This is a genomic window from Arsenicibacter sp. R0_47 (genome assembly GCF_057652235.1).
Map to the genome: position 1 here is coordinate 1 of NZ_JBYFCJ010000044.1, position 15,123 is coordinate 15,123.

At 51.5% G+C, this 15,123-nt stretch carries 20 protein-coding genes and 1 pseudogene; 7 read left to right on the forward strand and 14 right to left on the reverse strand.

The genetic code is table 11. The annotated features are described in order from the left end of the window. Window positions 1-134: 134 nt before the first annotated feature. A complete protein-coding gene (gene sul2, locus AC23NW_RS33710) occupies window positions 135-950 on the forward strand; it encodes a sulfonamide-resistant dihydropteroate synthase Sul2 (RefSeq protein WP_001043260.1) in 816 nt (271 codons plus the stop codon). An 86-nt stretch (window positions 951-1,036) separates the two neighbouring features. Next, a complete protein-coding gene (locus AC23NW_RS33715; RefSeq protein WP_000251875.1) occupies window positions 1,037-1,339 on the forward strand; it encodes a phosphoglucosamine mutase in 303 nt (100 codons plus the stop codon). A 175-nt stretch (window positions 1,340-1,514) separates the two neighbouring features. Here the strand turns inward: AC23NW_RS33715 and AC23NW_RS33720 are convergent. Next, a pseudogene (locus AC23NW_RS33720) lies at window positions 1,515-2,465 on the reverse strand (IS91-like element ISCR2 family transposase); the annotation flags it as partial. Window positions 2,466-2,501: 36 nt separating this feature from the next. Further along, the gene (locus tag AC23NW_RS33725) at window positions 2,502-3,068 is read right to left on the reverse strand and encodes a DUF6035 family protein (protein ID WP_487455028.1); all 567 of its coding nucleotides are present in this window, start codon (window positions 3,066-3,068) and stop codon (window positions 2,502-2,504) included. Between the two features lie 132 nt (window positions 3,069-3,200). Between AC23NW_RS33725 and AC23NW_RS33730 the strand changes: the two genes are divergently transcribed. Then, window positions 3,201-4,013 carry a DUF2726 domain-containing protein gene (locus tag AC23NW_RS33730; protein ID WP_487455029.1) on the forward strand — a complete coding sequence of 271 codons (813 nt, stop codon included), beginning with the start codon at window positions 3,201-3,203 and terminating at the stop codon, window positions 4,011-4,013. 18 nt (window positions 4,014-4,031) lie between these two features. On the opposite strand, the gene AC23NW_RS33735 is transcribed toward AC23NW_RS33730, so the two are convergent. The 8 genes from AC23NW_RS33735 to AC23NW_RS33770 all read right to left on the reverse strand — a co-directional run bounded on the left by AC23NW_RS33735 (window position 4,032) and on the right by AC23NW_RS33770 (window position 9,650). Further along, on the reverse strand, window positions 4,032-4,715 hold the full coding sequence (locus tag AC23NW_RS33735; RefSeq protein WP_487455030.1) for a hypothetical protein: 684 nt from the start codon (window positions 4,713-4,715) through the stop codon (window positions 4,032-4,034). Window positions 4,716-4,777: 62 nt separating this feature from the next. Further along, entirely contained in the window at window positions 4,778-5,686 is a 909-nt protein-coding gene (locus tag AC23NW_RS33740) for a phosphatase PAP2 family protein (RefSeq protein ID WP_487455031.1), read from the reverse strand. 57 nt (window positions 5,687-5,743) lie between these two features. Beyond that, the gene (locus tag AC23NW_RS33745; protein ID WP_487455032.1) at window positions 5,744-6,547 is read right to left on the reverse strand and encodes a metallophosphoesterase family protein; all 804 of its coding nucleotides are present in this window, start codon (window positions 6,545-6,547) and stop codon (window positions 5,744-5,746) included. Next, window positions 6,547-7,602: an ACR3 family arsenite efflux transporter gene (arsB, locus tag AC23NW_RS33750; protein ID WP_487455050.1), complete on the reverse strand. Its 1,056-nt coding sequence runs from the start codon at window positions 7,600-7,602 to the stop codon at window positions 6,547-6,549. Before arsB ends, AC23NW_RS33745 begins: the two co-directional genes overlap by 1 nt. 8 nt (window positions 7,603-7,610) lie before the next feature. Further along, on the reverse strand, window positions 7,611-8,720 hold the full coding sequence (locus AC23NW_RS33755; RefSeq protein WP_487455033.1) for an ArsO family NAD(P)H-dependent flavin-containing monooxygenase: 1,110 nt from the start codon (window positions 8,718-8,720) through the stop codon (window positions 7,611-7,613). 10 nt (window positions 8,721-8,730) lie between these two features. After that, the gene (locus tag AC23NW_RS33760) at window positions 8,731-9,102 is read right to left on the reverse strand and encodes a metallophosphoesterase family protein (RefSeq protein ID WP_487455034.1); all 372 of its coding nucleotides are present in this window, start codon (window positions 9,100-9,102) and stop codon (window positions 8,731-8,733) included. Continuing rightward, window positions 9,102-9,284, reverse strand: coding sequence for a metallophosphoesterase family protein (locus AC23NW_RS33765; RefSeq protein ID WP_487455035.1), 183 nt, complete (start codon window positions 9,282-9,284; stop codon window positions 9,102-9,104). The genes AC23NW_RS33760 and AC23NW_RS33765 overlap by 1 nt, the downstream gene beginning before the upstream one ends. 27 nt (window positions 9,285-9,311) lie before the next feature. Further along, window positions 9,312-9,650, reverse strand: coding sequence for an ArsR/SmtB family transcription factor (locus tag AC23NW_RS33770; protein ID WP_487455036.1), 339 nt, complete (start codon window positions 9,648-9,650; stop codon window positions 9,312-9,314). A 76-nt stretch (window positions 9,651-9,726) separates the two neighbouring features. On the opposite strand from AC23NW_RS33770, the gene AC23NW_RS33775 reads away from it, so the two are divergent. Further along, window positions 9,727-9,942 (forward strand): hypothetical protein, encoded by a 216-nt coding sequence (locus AC23NW_RS33775; RefSeq protein ID WP_487455037.1) that lies wholly within the window; start codon window positions 9,727-9,729, stop codon window positions 9,940-9,942. Window positions 9,943-10,000: 58 nt separating this feature from the next. Here AC23NW_RS33775 and AC23NW_RS33780 read toward each other — a convergent pair whose 3' ends face one another. The 4 genes from AC23NW_RS33780 to AC23NW_RS33795 all read right to left on the reverse strand — a co-directional run bounded on the left by AC23NW_RS33780 (window position 10,001) and on the right by AC23NW_RS33795 (window position 13,573). Further along, entirely contained in the window at window positions 10,001-10,870 is an 870-nt protein-coding gene (locus AC23NW_RS33780) for a phosphatase PAP2 family protein (RefSeq protein WP_487455038.1), read from the reverse strand. A 54-nt stretch (window positions 10,871-10,924) separates the two neighbouring features. After that, on the reverse strand, window positions 10,925-11,842 hold the full coding sequence (locus tag AC23NW_RS33785) for an arsenite methyltransferase (protein ID WP_487455039.1): 918 nt from the start codon (window positions 11,840-11,842) through the stop codon (window positions 10,925-10,927). Between the two features lie 49 nt (window positions 11,843-11,891). After that, window positions 11,892-12,218: an ArsR/SmtB family transcription factor gene (locus tag AC23NW_RS33790; RefSeq protein ID WP_487455040.1), complete on the reverse strand. Its 327-nt coding sequence runs from the start codon at window positions 12,216-12,218 to the stop codon at window positions 11,892-11,894. Window positions 12,219-12,319: 101 nt separating this feature from the next. Continuing rightward, on the reverse strand, window positions 12,320-13,573 hold the full coding sequence (locus tag AC23NW_RS33795; protein WP_487455041.1) for a hypothetical protein: 1,254 nt from the start codon (window positions 13,571-13,573) through the stop codon (window positions 12,320-12,322). Between the two features lie 158 nt (window positions 13,574-13,731). Between AC23NW_RS33795 and AC23NW_RS33800 the strand changes: the two genes are divergently transcribed. The 3 genes from AC23NW_RS33800 to AC23NW_RS33810 all read left to right on the forward strand — a co-directional run bounded on the left by AC23NW_RS33800 (window position 13,732) and on the right by AC23NW_RS33810 (window position 14,927). Beyond that, window positions 13,732-14,364, forward strand: coding sequence for a DUF305 domain-containing protein (locus AC23NW_RS33800; RefSeq protein ID WP_487455042.1), 633 nt, complete (start codon window positions 13,732-13,734; stop codon window positions 14,362-14,364). 66 nt (window positions 14,365-14,430) lie between these two features. Beyond that, window positions 14,431-14,655 (forward strand): hypothetical protein, encoded by a 225-nt coding sequence (locus AC23NW_RS33805; RefSeq protein WP_487455043.1) that lies wholly within the window; start codon window positions 14,431-14,433, stop codon window positions 14,653-14,655. Between the two features lie 77 nt (window positions 14,656-14,732). Beyond that, on the forward strand, window positions 14,733-14,927 hold the full coding sequence (locus AC23NW_RS33810) for a DUF305 domain-containing protein (RefSeq protein ID WP_487455044.1): 195 nt from the start codon (window positions 14,733-14,735) through the stop codon (window positions 14,925-14,927). The last annotated feature ends 196 nt before the right edge of the window (window positions 14,928-15,123 follow it).

Consider the following 15,123-nt stretch of genomic DNA (forward strand, 5'->3'; position numbering starts at 1 on the left):
AGACGGTATTTTGGAGACAAACTCTTTGACAGACTAGTAATTGCGAATATAACAGGTGCATAAACGGATAATCAGAATCTTTAAACATCCTAATTAACTACCTGCGGATTTTAGGTATTATTATAGAAGCCCCCATGAATAAATCGCTCATCATTTTCGGCATCGTCAACATAACCTCGGACAGTTTCTCCGATGGAGGCCGGTATCTGGCGCCAGACGCAGCCATTGCGCAGGCGCGTAAGCTGATGGCCGAGGGGGCAGATGTGATCGACCTCGGTCCGGCATCCAGCAATCCCGACGCCGCGCCTGTTTCGTCCGACACAGAAATCGCGCGTATCGCGCCGGTGCTGGACGCGCTCAAGGCAGATGGCATTCCCGTCTCGCTCGACAGTTATCAACCCGCGACGCAAGCCTATGCCTTGTCGCGTGGTGTGGCCTATCTCAATGATATTCGCGGTTTTCCAGACGCTGCGTTCTATCCGCAATTGGCGAAATCATCTGCCAAACTCGTCGTTATGCATTCGGTGCAAGACGGGCAGGCAGATCGGCGCGAGGCACCCGCTGGCGACATCATGGATCACATTGCGGCGTTCTTTGACGCGCGCATCGCGGCGCTGACGGGTGCCGGTATCAAACGCAACCGCCTTGTCCTTGATCCCGGCATGGGGTTTTTTCTGGGGGCTGCTCCCGAAACCTCGCTCTCGGTGCTGGCGCGGTTCGATGAATTGCGGCTGCGCTTCGATTTGCCGGTGCTTCTGTCTGTTTCGCGCAAATCCTTTCTGCGCGCGCTCACAGGCCGTGGTCCGGGGGATGTCGGGGCCGCGACACTCGCTGCAGAGCTTGCCGCCGCCGCAGGTGGAGCTGACTTCATCCGCACACACGAGCCGCGCCCCTTGCGCGACGGGCTGGCGGTATTGGCGGCGCTGAAAGAAACCGCAAGAATTCGTTAACTGCACATTCGGGATATTTCTCTATATTCGCGGTTCAGCAGGCATGTCCCCTTTGAGGGCGACCCGACGACAGGATAATCGACCTTATGGTGCGCAAATATTTCGGCACAGACGGTATTCGTGGCAAAGCCAACGAAGGCGCGATGACGGCGGAAACCGCCTTGCGCGTCGGCATGGCGGCTGGCCGTGTCTTTCGTCGCGGTGACCACCGCCATCGTGTCGTGATCGGCAAGGATACGCGCCTGTCGGGCTATATGCTTGAACCCGCGCTCACAGCCGGTTTCACCTCGATGGGCATGGACGTATTCCTTTTTGGCCCGCTGCCGACAACGTATAGGAAGAATAAACGCCCTTTTCACCCAAGTCCAACAGCTTTGGACCGCAGTTGACTCTTTCGACACCCCTGCGATGCAACCCAATCCGGCTGACGGGGAGCCAGCAACGCTGAAAATTTACCCTCCTCTTTCCCACTAGCGGCTCCTTTTCCGACAACCAGCACGGCGGATCCCTGCCGCGGCGCTGTGAACGCAGCATTTTGATTGGTATCGTTGGCCTTCAGGCTCGTCAGTCAAACAGACCCAGGAGCAGCTCAGCCGGTGGCGCCCGGCTTTCGGGTAACGCCCTGGTCCCGCTGGTTTCGGCTTTGTGCTTCAGGTGATCAAGGATCTGCTTGATCACTATAGGGTCTTCAATGCAGGCGATGACTTTCATGGCGCCGCCGCAGCCGCTGCAGGTCTCGATGTCGATATTGAAAACACGCTTGAGCCGTTGCGCCCATGTCATCGACGCTCGCCGTTGTGCTGGTGTTGCCGGTTCATCAGCCACCCTGACCTTGTTGCCCCTGCCCCGTTTTGCCGGCGTGACCAACGCCCGGTGCCGACTGTTGGGTGCGAACACCCCGTGGAAGCGGGTTAGGTTGACTCTGGGCTTCGGTACCAGGGCGGCCAGCCTTGCAATGAAATCCAATGGTTCGAAAATGACGTGCGTGGTGCCGTCCCGGTACGGCGTCTTGAGCTGGTAGCGCACGTTGCCGCCTCGTGTTAACGACAGCCGCTTCTCGGATACCGCCGGGCGGCTGATGTACCGGCACAGCCGTTCGAGCTTCTTGCGTTCATCGGCCCTGGCCGCCACGCCGGCGTGCAGGCTGGACCCGGCTACCTTGCCAATCCCGTCACCGAACGGATCACCACTGGTCGGCAGAGTTTGCAAAGTGAACACCTTTCGCCCCGCCTGTGAACCGACAGCGATACGGTAAGTGATCGAGTGCCCCAGCAGGGGTGTCATCGGGTCGTCATCCACCGCATCCGAGGCCAGATAGCTGTTTTCGACATCCCGTTCCAGCAGGCCTTGCCGTTCCAGATAGCGACCCACCCGGTGGGCGATGGTGTGCGTCAGCTGGGTGAGCTCTGGGCTGGTCGGCGCCTTGACCCAGCGGAAACGCGCTGAGCCGTGGGATTGCTCGACATACACACCGTCGAGAAACAGCATGTGGAAGTGAACATTCAGATTGAGCGCTAATATACTAAAAATATTAGGTGTGTTTGCGGAGAATCAGTAAAAGTATTCCCGATCTGCAATGACACTTAAAAACGTAGTTGAAAGCTGAATCTCAAACACGACTTGACGTGAGTGGTAAACCGCGCTGACATCGGGCTTACGCCAGGTCAATAGTCCAGAGGTATCCCGCCTAACCGCTTCCGTCGCCACCTCAGTTATACCTTTGTTTGTCAACCGATTCGATTCTAAGGAGGCTGCTACCAACTCCTTTGTTCGTTTATGCAGTTTGCTTTCTTTCTGCCCATTATATTTTATAGCCCGAATCTGTTTTTGGGTTAACTTATGGCTGGTCTTTATAGGGCAATCGTCGCTGTCCCACTGGTGGGCAAAGTGCATCCGCTTTAGCTTTGTCTCGTTTTCGGCTTTACCCCGAATCTTGATAAGCTGATTGCAGTAGTAGCATTTGTATTTAGGATCGCGTCGGTTACGTATAGCATCCTCTAACTGTCTGCGTATCTCGAAAATGGCCGATTCGTCTTGGTTGAAAAATGACCCTGCGAAAACCTCCTCGCCTGTTTCACAGTCTAACACGGAATGAATGGTGTATTGAAATCCTTTCATTTAAGCGTCCAATCAAAAGAAAATGCTACATTCTTATACCGAAGGGAAACAGTTATCTTCACAGCCCAATTAATAAAATAAATGGTTTACGACCGCGAAACTACATTCAAACTCCTTCAGCAGCGTAATTGGATGGCTCTCATCGAGTTGTTTAAAAACAATAAGACTTATGACCAGCTTCGGCAGGACGATATTACAAGGAGTATTCTTGAATCGCAGTTCATCCGGGAACTAATTGACGGAAGTAGCTTCGGTGAAGACCCTGATTATCTCTTTTATTTAGAGCAGTTTCATATGCTTCACACAGGGCCTAATTTTCACTTTGCCCTGCCCACTGTAGATGTGGAACGCCTTGCAGAAAAAATTATACTCGGATATCGCTCGACTCAAGTTCAGTCAGCTTTAATCTATGCCAAGAAATATCAGCATCTGCCTGTCAGTATTGAATTGCTTCAAGAGTTTGAACGAACGCAGCCTAAAGTAGTCGAACACAGTCAGCAACGAACGATTCACGTAACTGTAAACCGCGAAGTTGAGTCTGTGAACCATACAATTAGCTTATTCAAATCGAAGCAGGAGTATGAGTTCTACCGGGCAGTTAGGGAGGTGTACAGCACATACCTCGTCTTCCCAAATGTAGCGGTTTCGGCACTGGTGGATTTTAAGCAGATCGAACACCTTTTGGAACCGCATGAGCGAAACTACTTTTTCAAAGCCTTAGTAGATTGCGTTGTCTTCGATGCGGAGAATGCGTTCAAACCATTCAAAATGCTGGAGATCGACAGCGTGTATCATGATAGCGAAGAGCAGCAGGCTAAAGATCGAATTAAGGACAAGATTATGGCTAAAGCAGGCCAACGATTGCTACGGGTTCGCATAAGAACAAGGATGTCGGAACAGGACCTAACCCGGTTGATTAGAGAAATTACTCGTGAACACGCTTAGAGACTATCCGTTTGTATTCTATTCCTGTCCTACTGTTCTGGTAATCATGGCTTTGGGTAAGTACCCCTTCTTATTGCCACATATCACGAAATAATACTCTCGTTCCGCTTTTAGTACAGTCACCACTTCACCGAGTGGCAGGACATGAACCAATTTAGAGCGGTAATCCGCCCGGCGAAACAGCAATCCATTAGGTAATGCCGTTACATTACGGCCAATCAGGGCCTGTTCTTGGATAGTATCTGATGTCGCTTCCCGATATATCGACAGCCAACGCCCTTCCGATAGAGCCGACCTAATCTTTTCATCGAAGCTATTTAACCACAGTAAAACAGCCTGATACGTGGCCGCATTGCCATAATCAGCCGATTTGTCGGCTAATTGCTGTAAATAACGTTGTAAGTCGCTCTGAAGCGCAGAGTAAGCAGGCGGGTTCATTACGGATAACTGAGCGAGTCGCTTTCCGATGCTTGTCAATCGATCCTGAATAAATCGACCGTTCCGCTGATGGTTTGTTTCGGGTTGATGTGTATAACGCCAGGCACCCTCCCGTGTAAAGTCGATCTGAAAACTACCGTTCATCGACTGCGCTCGACTTGGACAAGGCGCGAAAAGAAACAGGCCACCCAACAGTAGAAACAGAATCATTGAGCTTGCCTGTACGATACGATCCGCAGGCCGAATTAAGTTAGTTGTATTCATGCCCGTTCTGAGAAAAAATACACGACTGATACCCCCTTACCAAGTTGTTTTGTGCTTAAAGCTCATGGCTCAATAGGCAGTGTTCGCCCTTTCCGAACCTGTTTCCATTCGGCACGAACCGCTTTCCATTCTTCCCGGAAGAGGGGGTTACCCAGTAGGTAATTGACAAAACTTCTGGCCCATACACGGGCTGCTTCGCCATCACTCGGATAATCTACCCCCATCACTTCGCGAGATTGAGTCACTTGAAATGCTTTACTGCTAAATTGTGGAGCAAGTTGTTGTTCCAGTTCGCTGAACAGGTAAGCATTGATATACGCTGCGGCTCCGTGACTACTTGGGTAGGATGGACTTCCTGCCTGCTCTAACGGTTTCAGACGCGGGTCAATCTGGTAGGGTCGGGGGCGATTGTATTGATACTTTAGGGAATAATAGGTATGTGATGCATCCTGATGGACCCGCTGTAGCAATTTGGTCAGGACGGGTAGATTTTGGGCAGTGAACCAATCGCCTATTTGGCTACCGACGAAAAACAGAGAAGAAATATTAGCCTTGTAATGCGGATGGGTCGAGTCGCTCAGCATTGGAATGAAATAGACTTCAGCCATCTGTTTGGCTTGCTCAATGTCATTTGGTTTCCGTACATCCTGAATCCGCAGTAGGTAGTCCAATTCGGCCTTAGTCTGGGCCGACGAATTGGCAGGCGGTGGTGGAAGCCGAAGTTCGTTACCAAACTCCTGCACATAAATAGTCGGCAGCTTCAGGGCAGCATGTGAAACCGCAGAAGCCCTCTCGGCCGGAAACCGGATCGAATCCAATTGAGCATTCTCCGGTTGCGGGGCACGATTCAGACTCCCTAATTGACGGTAGTGGGCTGCCACCGGAGCTTCGTAACGATTCACCTTACGGGCTGGTTGAGCGTAACACCAGACCGGCATGAGGGCAAGTAGAAGGGCTGATAACTTTTTCATGGTATTGACACATAGTTTAGTGGGTGATAAAATGGCTCAGTAAGTTGGTCTTCAGTCTTAGCGTCCCCGACGCAACATATCGGCGTATAGATCGGGTAACTCGCTCGCTTCGACGGCGGTAGCCGCCCGCACGATGTCATAGTCAATCCGAACGTGTTCGACCGTAACACCGTCGACCGACCCAGGCCGTGCAGTCTCATCAATCGTCAGCATCACATAACAGGCGCGGGGATCACCATCTTTAGGCTTACCCACCGATCCGATGTTGATGGCGTGTCGCCAATACGTTTGCTGCCCCTCCGGTTCGGCACTCACTACTTTGTGGAACGGCTTGTGCGTGTGCCCAAAGCACAGGATGTCGGCATTGGCCCCTTCCAGTACCCGGCCCAAACTCCGGTCGCCCCGGTCCTCAAACAGGTATTCATTTACCCGCCGTGGGCTACCATGAACCAATAAAAGCGATAGCGGTGTCTGCTGTTGCCAGAGCTTGTCGGGATTGTTTTCTAATTCAAATTCCACGCGAAGGTGCGTAGGCAGGGTCCGCAGGTATGTTCGTTCAGCATCGCCCACCGCGCCGTTTGTGTAGGCTATGGAGACTTTACCCATTGCCTTCTCATCCTCTTCCCGGTAGGCGCAGCCGCAGTCGTCGCTGGAGCGGCCAATGCCGTAATCGTAGTTGCCAGCAATCGTAGGGATGCCCCTTTTGCGGATTGTATTGATGACCTCGTTGGGCCAGATGTTATAGCCGACCAGATCGCCGAGACAATACACGGCATCGGGTTGTCGGTTGTCAATGTCGGTCAAGACTGCTTCCAAAGCGGGCAGGTTGGCATGAACGTCAGAAAATAGGGCAATTTTCATCAGACTGAGGTTTTAAACGTGTTCTGTTGTTTGAGCGCGAAATTGACCATCAAAATCAGGGCGGGCACCTCGACGAGGGGGCCGATCACGGCCGCGAACGCCACGCCGGAGTTGATACCGAATACAGCGATAGCCACGGCAATGCCCAGCTCAAAATTGTTACCCGCAGCGGTGAAGGCCAGCGAAGTGCTTTTGGCGTAATCGGCACCTACGCGTTTAGCCAGGTAGAACGCCATAAAGAACATGACCACGAAGTAGATGACCAGTGGCAGGGCAATCCGCAGCACATCGAAGGGAATTTGCACGATAAGTTTGCCCTTCAGACTGAACATCAGAACGATGGTGAGCAGTAGGGCAATGAGTGTAATCGGGCTGATAGCGGGCAAAAACTTCTTTTCGTACCAAATGTGCCCATTCCAGCGCGTCAGCAGCCAGCGGGATAACATACCGGCGATGAAGGGAATGCCGAGGTAGATAAACACGCTCTGGGCAATTTGACCAATACTCACGTCTACTTCTACGCCCCGCAGTCCAAACAAAGGAGGTAGCAACGTGACGAATACGTAAGCATAGACCGAATAAAATAGCACTTGGAAGATGCTGTTAAAGGCCACTAACCCCGCTACGTACTCCCGGTCGCCGAGGGCCAGATCGTTCCAGACGATGACCATCGCGATGCAGCGGGCTACCCCGATCATAATCAGGCCCGTCATGTAGTCGGGCTTGTCGGGCAGAAACAGGATGGCCAATCCAAACATGAACACGGGGCCGATCAGCCAGTTCTGTACCAGCGAAAGACCCAGAATCTTCGTATTGCGAAACACTTGCGGCAGGTGGTCGTAGCGCACTTTAGCCAGGGGCGGATACATCATCAGAATTAACCCAATGGCCAGCGGCACGTTGGTGGTGCCGGACTGATACGCACTCAGAGACTGCTCAATTTGGGGGAACACATTGCCCAGCAATATGCCGAGAGCCATCGCCCCAAAAATCCAAAGAGTCAGGAAGCGGTCTAAAAATGAAAGGCGAGGCCGGGTAACAACCGGTGTTATCATCGGTGTATTCATGATACGTTTAGTTGGGCAGTCGTTGGTTGATGTTGGAGGTATTGATGGACTTCTTCGGCGGTTTGGCGGGCCGAGCGACCGACACCGATTAGCGTAGCCGAGGCAAAGCCCGTCCAGGAACCGTAACCTACCAGCCATAGGCCGGGTAATTTGATTGCCCGTGTACCCTCAGTGATGATCCGGCCCGTTTCGTTCACGATGCCCAGCGGACGCAGGTAGTCAGTTGCTGGACGGAAACCCGTACACCAGATAATTACGTCGAACGCTTCGTTCTGTCCGTTGGACCATCGAACACCGGTTCGGGTCAGGTGCAGGAATGGTCGCCGGGCGTGTAGTACCCCTCGGCTTCGCGCTTCCTGGAGGGATGGTACCATGACAATGTCGCCTAAATTGCCTGTTTGTTTTGAGGTATCGCCGGATTGCAACGCCTGGTATCGCTCAGTTGCCTGACTAAATAGTACTCGCCCATCTACATCGTCGGGCAAAAAGCGGGGTTCGTCAGGAGTTACCCATACCGTGTGAGCGATGCGGGAGACTTCGGCCAGAATCTGAGTGCCTGAATTGCCACCCCCGACGATCAGGACGCGCAGACCAGCCAATTCGGCCGGCGACTGATAGAACGCAGAATGGAGTTGCCCGCCCATGAAGTCAGACTGTCCCGAATAAACTGGAATAAAGGGGCGGCTCCAGGTGCCAGTAGCGCAGACCACCGCGCCCGCCCGCCACACGCCCTGATCGGTCTGGATGAGGAATCCTTCGTGGTCACGGCCAACCTGCCTGACTCTAACGGGCCGTTGAAGGGGCAATCCGTACCGGGCTTCGTAGCGAGTCAGGTAATCAATTACCTCTCGACGAGTCGGGAATCCATCCGCCAAGTCGGATGCCATTGGCCGGGGCATCGGCCAGCCGGGAAGCGAGGAGGCTTCAGCCGGGGAGAACAGTCGTAGCGAATCCCACCCGTGGGACCAGGCTCCGCCCGGCGTTGGTTCCGCATCGAGGATGACAAACGAACGACCCGTTCGGCGCAGGAAATACCCCACCGCCAGACCACTTTGTCCGCCACCGATGATGACAACATCCCTTTCTTGTTGAGCAGGCTGGTTCATAATATTATAGTTAGTAGGCTCGTCGGAGCCGGTCAGCAAATTCATCGGGTAGCGGACTTTGTTCGATAGCTTGAGCCGCCCGTTCTACATCGTAGGCCACCCGGATCATTTCGATGCGTGGTTCGTCCGCTTCCCACTCGATCAGTACGTACCCCGCCCGTGGGTCACCGTCTTTGGGTTTGCCCACCGAACCAGTATTGATCGCGTGTCGATACAGGGGTTGATCCGGCGTTTGGGCCGTAAGTCGCCGGTGATAGGGCAAGTGTGAGTGACCAAACAGCAACAGGTCGGCCCCGGCCCGATCTAAAATGGTCTGCATCTCTTCTTCCGCCCGCTCTTCGAGCAGGTATTCCGTCGGGCTGGTGGGACTACCGTGTACCATCAACAGGTCGCTGGTATCCGGTGCTGCCGAATCAATGCAATCACTTCGTTGGGCCAGGGGGCATAACTGACTAAATCGCCGAGACAATAGACCGCGTCAGGTTGTCGGTGGTCAATGTCGGCCAGTACCGCTTCTAAGGCGGGTAGGTTGGCATGGATGTCGCTCAGAAATGCAATTCGCATGGCAAATTGGAATTAAACGCAACGGACTCAGCAGCATTGATTGGTTTGGGACGCGCGTTGCAGGCCCGCGAAAAGGTGGGTAAACTCACCCATCATCAAGTCAAATACGTCCCAGTTGATGCAGTAGCAGGATTTCGCCCCGTCGATTTCGCCTTTAATCAAGTCCACTTTTTTAAGTTCTTTCAAATGCTGCGAAACGGTAGCCTGCGCCAAGGGTAGCACGTCCACCAATTCCCCACAGACACAGGTACTACGCTCGGCGAGAGTTTTCAGAATAGCGACACGGGCAGGATGCGCCAGGGCTTTGGCAAAGTCAGCCACCGAAATCTCTGCCGTATCAAATGCTTCTTTCTTGTTGATTGCCATAATGCTCTATTGTATATCGTAAATATACGATGAATTTAAAGGCAAACAATATAATCGTATCTTTACGATAATTATTTTGCCCGATTGTTCTTCAACTGATACCATTACCTGTTCACAAGCTGACCAGGCTTGTCCCATTGTCAAGGGTGCAAGTGCACGAGTCGCCATCCCGTATGACGATCCGAAGGCATTCGATGGTACGCCCCAGGAAGCGGCTAAATACGATGAACGCTGTAAACAGATTGCCACCGAAACCCTGTACGTTTTCTCGAAAGTGAAGGTGCAAAGGTAGAAAGGCTATGTAACTCACGTAAGCTGAACGGACGTTAGTGTGGTTATAAAGGGTTCCCCTATCGGTTTGCCAATTGCCTTTTGGCCGAAATTTCTGCTTTCGCTTTGGCCAAATCAGCGCGGAATTTGGGTTGCTTCAATAGCTCGTTGACGAACCGACGCGCCCACACCCTCGATACCTCTGAATCGCTCGGATAGTGTACGCCGATCACCTCGCGGGAGTATGCCATCTCAGCCGCCATCTTTGTGAATTCCGAATCCAGATCAGGGACAAGTTCACTCATGACGTAAGCATTGGCGTAAGAAGCGGCTGAATGTCCGCTCGGATAGGCCGGATGCCCTGGCTTCTCAATCGGTTGCAGGCGGGTTTCGAGTGCATAGGGTCGTGGCCGCATAAACCGGTACTTGAGGATAAAGAAATAATACGTCGCATCCTGATACACGCCTGATAGTAACGCGGCTGTCAGGGGTAGATTGGTGTACGTGTACCATGTCCCCAGCGGACTACCGATGTGAAACAGACTACTCCAGTTCCGAACGTAGTCGGGATCATACGGATTGCTGGTGGTCGGGCTATGATAAATGGCGGCTAATTTGGTGTACCGCTCGACCTCAGCGGAGGTTCGATTTGCCTGCAAATCGAGCATAAAATCCAGCTCGGCGCGGGTTTGCTTAGAGGAGTTTGCGGGCGGGGCAGAGACAACCAAAAGAGTCGGCACATCGGCGGGTAGGTACACCCCGCGCAGTCGGGTACTGACAAATGAACCCTTACTGGCATCTTTAAGCGAAAAACGAATGGTGTCAAATGCGGACGTCTCGGGATTTGGCTGCCGGTCGATCAGGGCCAGTTGCTGATAGTGACCCGAAATAGGGGCAATTGGGCGAGTTTGAGCCTCCGCCGTTAGGTTCAGCCCGACAATGGAGAGCAATTAAAATGCCTGGAAAGAGTACATTTTCTGGAATTAGTTAGTGGTGAGCAACCTTTACGCGCAACAAGTAGGACCGCAGCAGGCACCTGTTGAATTAACCGACTCCTCAACTACCTGAACGGTGGCCAGATCGGGCGTTTGGGTAGGTTTCTGAGCGAATACAGTGATGCTGTAGATGCCCCGGCCTGATTGCTGGTAGGTAGCCAGTTCGTCGGCTGTGAGGTAGTTCAGCAGCAGGTTGGTTGGCAGGTTGATTTCCTTTTTCTTCTGAACCTGTACATTGATGAAGCCAGTCTGAACGACGATATCCAAATAAGCCCTCTCCTGAATCGCTCCTGACACACAACCCGCGTACAGTTCAGCGTCACGTTGCAAGTCTTCGGGCAGGTCTCCCACCAGCACGATGTCGGAGATGCTGAAGTGGCCACCGGGCTTTAGGATACGGTAGGTTTCCTTAAATGCCTGTTCCTTATCGGGCACCAAATTCATCACACAGTTACTGACGACAACGTCGGCCAGATTACCCGGCAGTGGCATATCCTCAATGTCGCCATAGACAAACTCAACGTTTTCGTAACCCAGCGAACGAGCGTTTTTACGGGCGCGGTCTATCATGGCGGGGGTCATGTCAAGGCCAATGACCCGGCCTGCTACCCCCGCTTCGGCGCGGGCCACAAAACAGTCGTTACCGGCCCCGGAGCCAAGATCGACTACCGTATCGCCTGGCTTGATTTGAGCAAACTGAGTTGGCAGGCCGCAGCCTAAACCCAGATCGGCTCCGGCTACATATCCGTCGAGGGATTGATACTCATCGTTCATCAGGATGCTGTACGAAGCATTTGTTTCAGTCGGCCCGCAGCAACTGGTGGGGCCACACCCGCAACCTACCTCTACGCCTTTTGCGTCGTCCTGTAAGGCAATTTCGCCGTATTTCTGACGAACGATCTCCTTTAATTCTTCTGCCGTGTTCATATCTAATTGGTTTATTGTAATATTGCGATTAAGCTGTGCAAAAAAAGGATTAGCAGCAGGTGCGCGCCATCAGCAAGTCGAAGACACCACCGAATGCCTCACGAGCTTCTTCCCAAACTACTTCGTTTATACAATAGCAAACGCGGGGTGGGTCAATCTCCCCGGCAATGATGCCGATGCGCTTTAGTTCTTTCAGATGCTGCGAAACGGTAGCCTGAGCCAGCGGCAATTCGTCCACCAGATCACCACAGACGCAGGCTTTCTTTTGTGCCAGCAATTGAAGGATAGCCACCCGCGCCGGATGCGCGAGGGCTTTTGCCAGTTCGGCTACCCGGTTCTGCTCGGCGGTAAACACTTCGGTTTTTGTTACGCCCATGCGACAAAGGTATGAATAAAAGCAGTAATCGCAATATTACGATTGCTACTTTTAAGTCTTTAATAGCCAGAATGTTTGCTTGCAATGTTCAATAAACTAGTCTATGAAACCACTTGAGAAATCCTTTCTAACACCTGGTGGTTATCCCCGAATCGGCAAAGTGCATCGCAGTGGGTACGTAAATCCGACATCAGGATATAGCGTATGGGGGTATTGGTTTGCTTGATTGAGGGTCGGGTAAGCTGCATTTCAACCTCTTTCCGGCGGCTGTCAGGGACAACCAAATAAAGCGTAGTCGCATGGTCGGGTAAAGAGCAGGTTAAATCAGTCAGCCGAAGAATACCGGAATAAATTGATGTGCTCTTTTCCACCTCGAAGGCGCAGATGATACGGCCTGTGTCCTTCTCCAACCACACAATATCAATCAGACTAATGGTTAGACCCGTTTCGGGAGACACAGGTAGTGGAGGTAGGCTGGGCAGGCTCAGAAACGAAAAGGAATGGCCATTATATTGCCGGGAAATATCATTCCGGGCAGCAGCGACATCGTAGCCTAATGCCCGCCCAATGGTTAGTAGGTGGTATTGCATCTCGCTGTGGATTTGTTCCTCCTGTTGTTCATTGACAACTTCCTTATGACGCTTAGATAATTGCTTTTCGAGTTTTTCGCGCTCAATAAGGGGTTGGTCGGCCAGGCCCGGCACCAGTAGATTACCTGCCCCAATCTCGAACAACAAACCCGCCAACGCCCCTAAGTCATTCGATAAAACGTGTCGGTATTCAGTATTCACTGCCAGCATCTTATCCCGAATGGCTAAGTATTCCGACCACGAACCCAACTTGCGCTTTTCATTAAAAAGTCGGTTGTAACCATTAATAATGGCCGTATTGAAGGGTGGCACCCAGGTCGGATGCAGGAAGTAGAGAATACTGGCTACGGCAGGCCCTAAACCCTTAATCTTGTACGCATCAAGCCGATTTATTTCGCTCACGACCGTTTCGGGCTTCGTAGCCTTTAGGCAGCATTCCAGAAACTGACCGAAATACCGCTTATGGTCCAGATTCTCGTAAATATCCGGGATACGTAGCTTCGGTTTCCAGTAAAATGGGTGGGATGCTCCCTCAAAAACCTGCTTCTGCTCGGTGATGCAACTCAGTACGAATTCGAGTGAACTGCCCTTGAAGTCGTTGGGAAATGAACCTTCTTTGATGTCGCTGATGACTTGTAATACCCCGCGTCGAATTGAGCGAAACGCTTTCAGGCGGTCTTCATTATGTAGAAACCAACTTTGGTAAGTGAGGTCCGGGTTTTGTTTATACTCGTCAATAAGACGGGCAAAAGGAGTTGCAAGCATAATACGTAGTGAAGCGGTCAACGAATCGACTAAGTTGACAAATGCCCTGCTCTTTAACAAATGCGTCCTCCAGAAATTCTACAACCCTATGGGGTAATATTATAAAAACTCTGATTCGTCACGTTCCGTTTATAGAGGGTACAATCATATTACTCAACATGATGAAAAATAAAGTAGTTGGACATGCGGCTGTAGCCGCTTTGCTGTTATGGGCAATGTCAGCCTGTAATAAGAGCGATGACGGTATTACTACGCAGACGCACGATGCGAACGTGTTTCAGCAGATTATGCACGCCAACATGACGCAAATGAACGCCATGACCATGACGGGCGATCCCGATCATGATTTTGCTATGATGATGCAGATGCACCACCAGGGGGCGATTGATATGGCCAACCAGGAACTAAAGAGTGGTAGCGATCAAACCATGAAGACGATGGCACAGAACATTATCACCGCTCAAACCAAAGAGAAAGCGCAGTTTGCTCAATTTCTGAGCAGTCACCAGCCAACCGCTTCAGAAGCTGGAAAATCGTTCGATATGATGGCCATGCAGGATATGGATAAGATGATGAAAGCCCAGGATACCCGCATCCTGACGGGAAACTCAGACGTTGATTTTACTGCTCTTATGATTGATCACCATCAGAGTGCATTGGACATGGCCCAGACAGAACTGAATTATGGTAAAGTTGAGACAATGCGACAAATGGCGCAGATGATTATTGAGGAACAGAAAACAGAGATCAGCCAATTTCAGGACTGGTTGATTAAAAATAAACCGTATTGATTCTCACCGAAAAAGCTAAACGACTAAGCGTAATGCGGCTTTAAGCAGCAAAAAAACTGATTATTTATGAAAACAAAATTGTTTACGCTGGTTGCCTTGTGCGCGACCATGCTACTCACCCAACGGGTACAGGCTCAAGAATCGGCCAGCAACGCCATGATGAAAGCCATGCAGTCGGGTATGAACCAGATGATGAGTATGAAAATGACGGGTGACCCCGACCATGATTTCGCTATGATGATGAAGATGCACCATCAGGGAGCTGTCGAGATGGCCGATACCAGTTCCTGAGCAGTCATAAGCCACAGTCATCCTCGTCGAAACTGGGTCAGAAGGGCATGGAGATTATGCACAGTGGGACCCACTCAATGAACGGGAACGTGGACCACGATTTTGCCAGCATGATGGCTCAACACCATCAGCAGGGCATCGATATGGCCCGTGCATTCTTGAAAGAAGGGAAGACGGAGAAGATGAAGGCAATGGCCAATAACGTTGTCAAGATGCAGACTAAAGAAAGGGGAGAACTGAAGAAACTTGAAACTCAGGTAGCTTTGCGGTAATAAGATAGCATGTGCTGGCAAAAGCGATATAGAGGATCTATATCGCTTTTTTATTGGGTAGTTAAAACAAAACAGCGTGACAATAGGAAGCAGGAAAGAAACCCAAAGATTTTACATACGTACCGTGAAATCTTGATACGGTCCCCATCGTGACAACGCCCATTTCAAACGTCAAAAGAGGACAAGAGTAATCATT

Coding starts and splice junctions, on each gene's coding strand:
- sul2 (WP_001043260.1), top strand. CDS start 135: ATGAATAAATCGCTCATCATTTTCGGCATCGTCAACATAACCTCGGAC.
- AC23NW_RS33715 (WP_000251875.1), top strand. CDS start 1,037: ATGGTGCGCAAATATTTCGGCACAGACGGTATTCGTGGCAAAGCCAAC.
- AC23NW_RS33725 (WP_487455028.1), bottom strand. CDS start 3,068: ATGAAAGGATTTCAATACACCATTCATTCCGTGTTAGACTGTGAAACA.
- AC23NW_RS33730 (WP_487455029.1), top strand. CDS start 3,201: ATGGCTCTCATCGAGTTGTTTAAAAACAATAAGACTTATGACCAGCTT.
- AC23NW_RS33735 (WP_487455030.1), bottom strand. CDS start 4,715: ATGAATACAACTAACTTAATTCGGCCTGCGGATCGTATCGTACAGGCA.
- AC23NW_RS33740 (WP_487455031.1), bottom strand. CDS start 5,686: ATGAAAAAGTTATCAGCCCTTCTACTTGCCCTCATGCCGGTCTGGTGT.
- AC23NW_RS33745 (WP_487455032.1), bottom strand. CDS start 6,547: ATGAAAATTGCCCTATTTTCTGACGTTCATGCCAACCTGCCCGCTTTG.
- arsB (WP_487455050.1), bottom strand. CDS start 7,602: ATGATAACACCGGTTGTTACCCGGCCTCGCCTTTCATTTTTAGACCGC.
- AC23NW_RS33755 (WP_487455033.1), bottom strand. CDS start 8,720: ATGAACCAGCCTGCTCAACAAGAAAGGGATGTTGTCATCATCGGTGGC.
- AC23NW_RS33760 (WP_487455034.1), bottom strand. CDS start 9,102: ATGGTACACGGTAGTCCCACCAGCCCGACGGAATACCTGCTCGAAGAG.
- AC23NW_RS33765 (WP_487455035.1), bottom strand. CDS start 9,284: ATGCGAATTGCATTTCTGAGCGACATCCATGCCAACCTACCCGCCTTA.
- AC23NW_RS33770 (WP_487455036.1), bottom strand. CDS start 9,650: ATGGCAATCAACAAGAAAGAAGCATTTGATACGGCAGAGATTTCGGTG.
- AC23NW_RS33785 (WP_487455039.1), bottom strand. CDS start 11,842: ATGAACACGGCAGAAGAATTAAAGGAGATCGTTCGTCAGAAATACGGC.
- AC23NW_RS33790 (WP_487455040.1), bottom strand. CDS start 12,218: ATGGGCGTAACAAAAACCGAAGTGTTTACCGCCGAGCAGAACCGGGTA.
- AC23NW_RS33795 (WP_487455041.1), bottom strand. CDS start 13,573: ATGCTTGCAACTCCTTTTGCCCGTCTTATTGACGAGTATAAACAAAAC.
- AC23NW_RS33800 (WP_487455042.1), top strand. CDS start 13,732: ATGATGAAAAATAAAGTAGTTGGACATGCGGCTGTAGCCGCTTTGCTG.
- AC23NW_RS33805 (WP_487455043.1), top strand. CDS start 14,431: ATGAAAACAAAATTGTTTACGCTGGTTGCCTTGTGCGCGACCATGCTA.
- AC23NW_RS33810 (WP_487455044.1), top strand. CDS start 14,733: ATGAACGGGAACGTGGACCACGATTTTGCCAGCATGATGGCTCAACAC.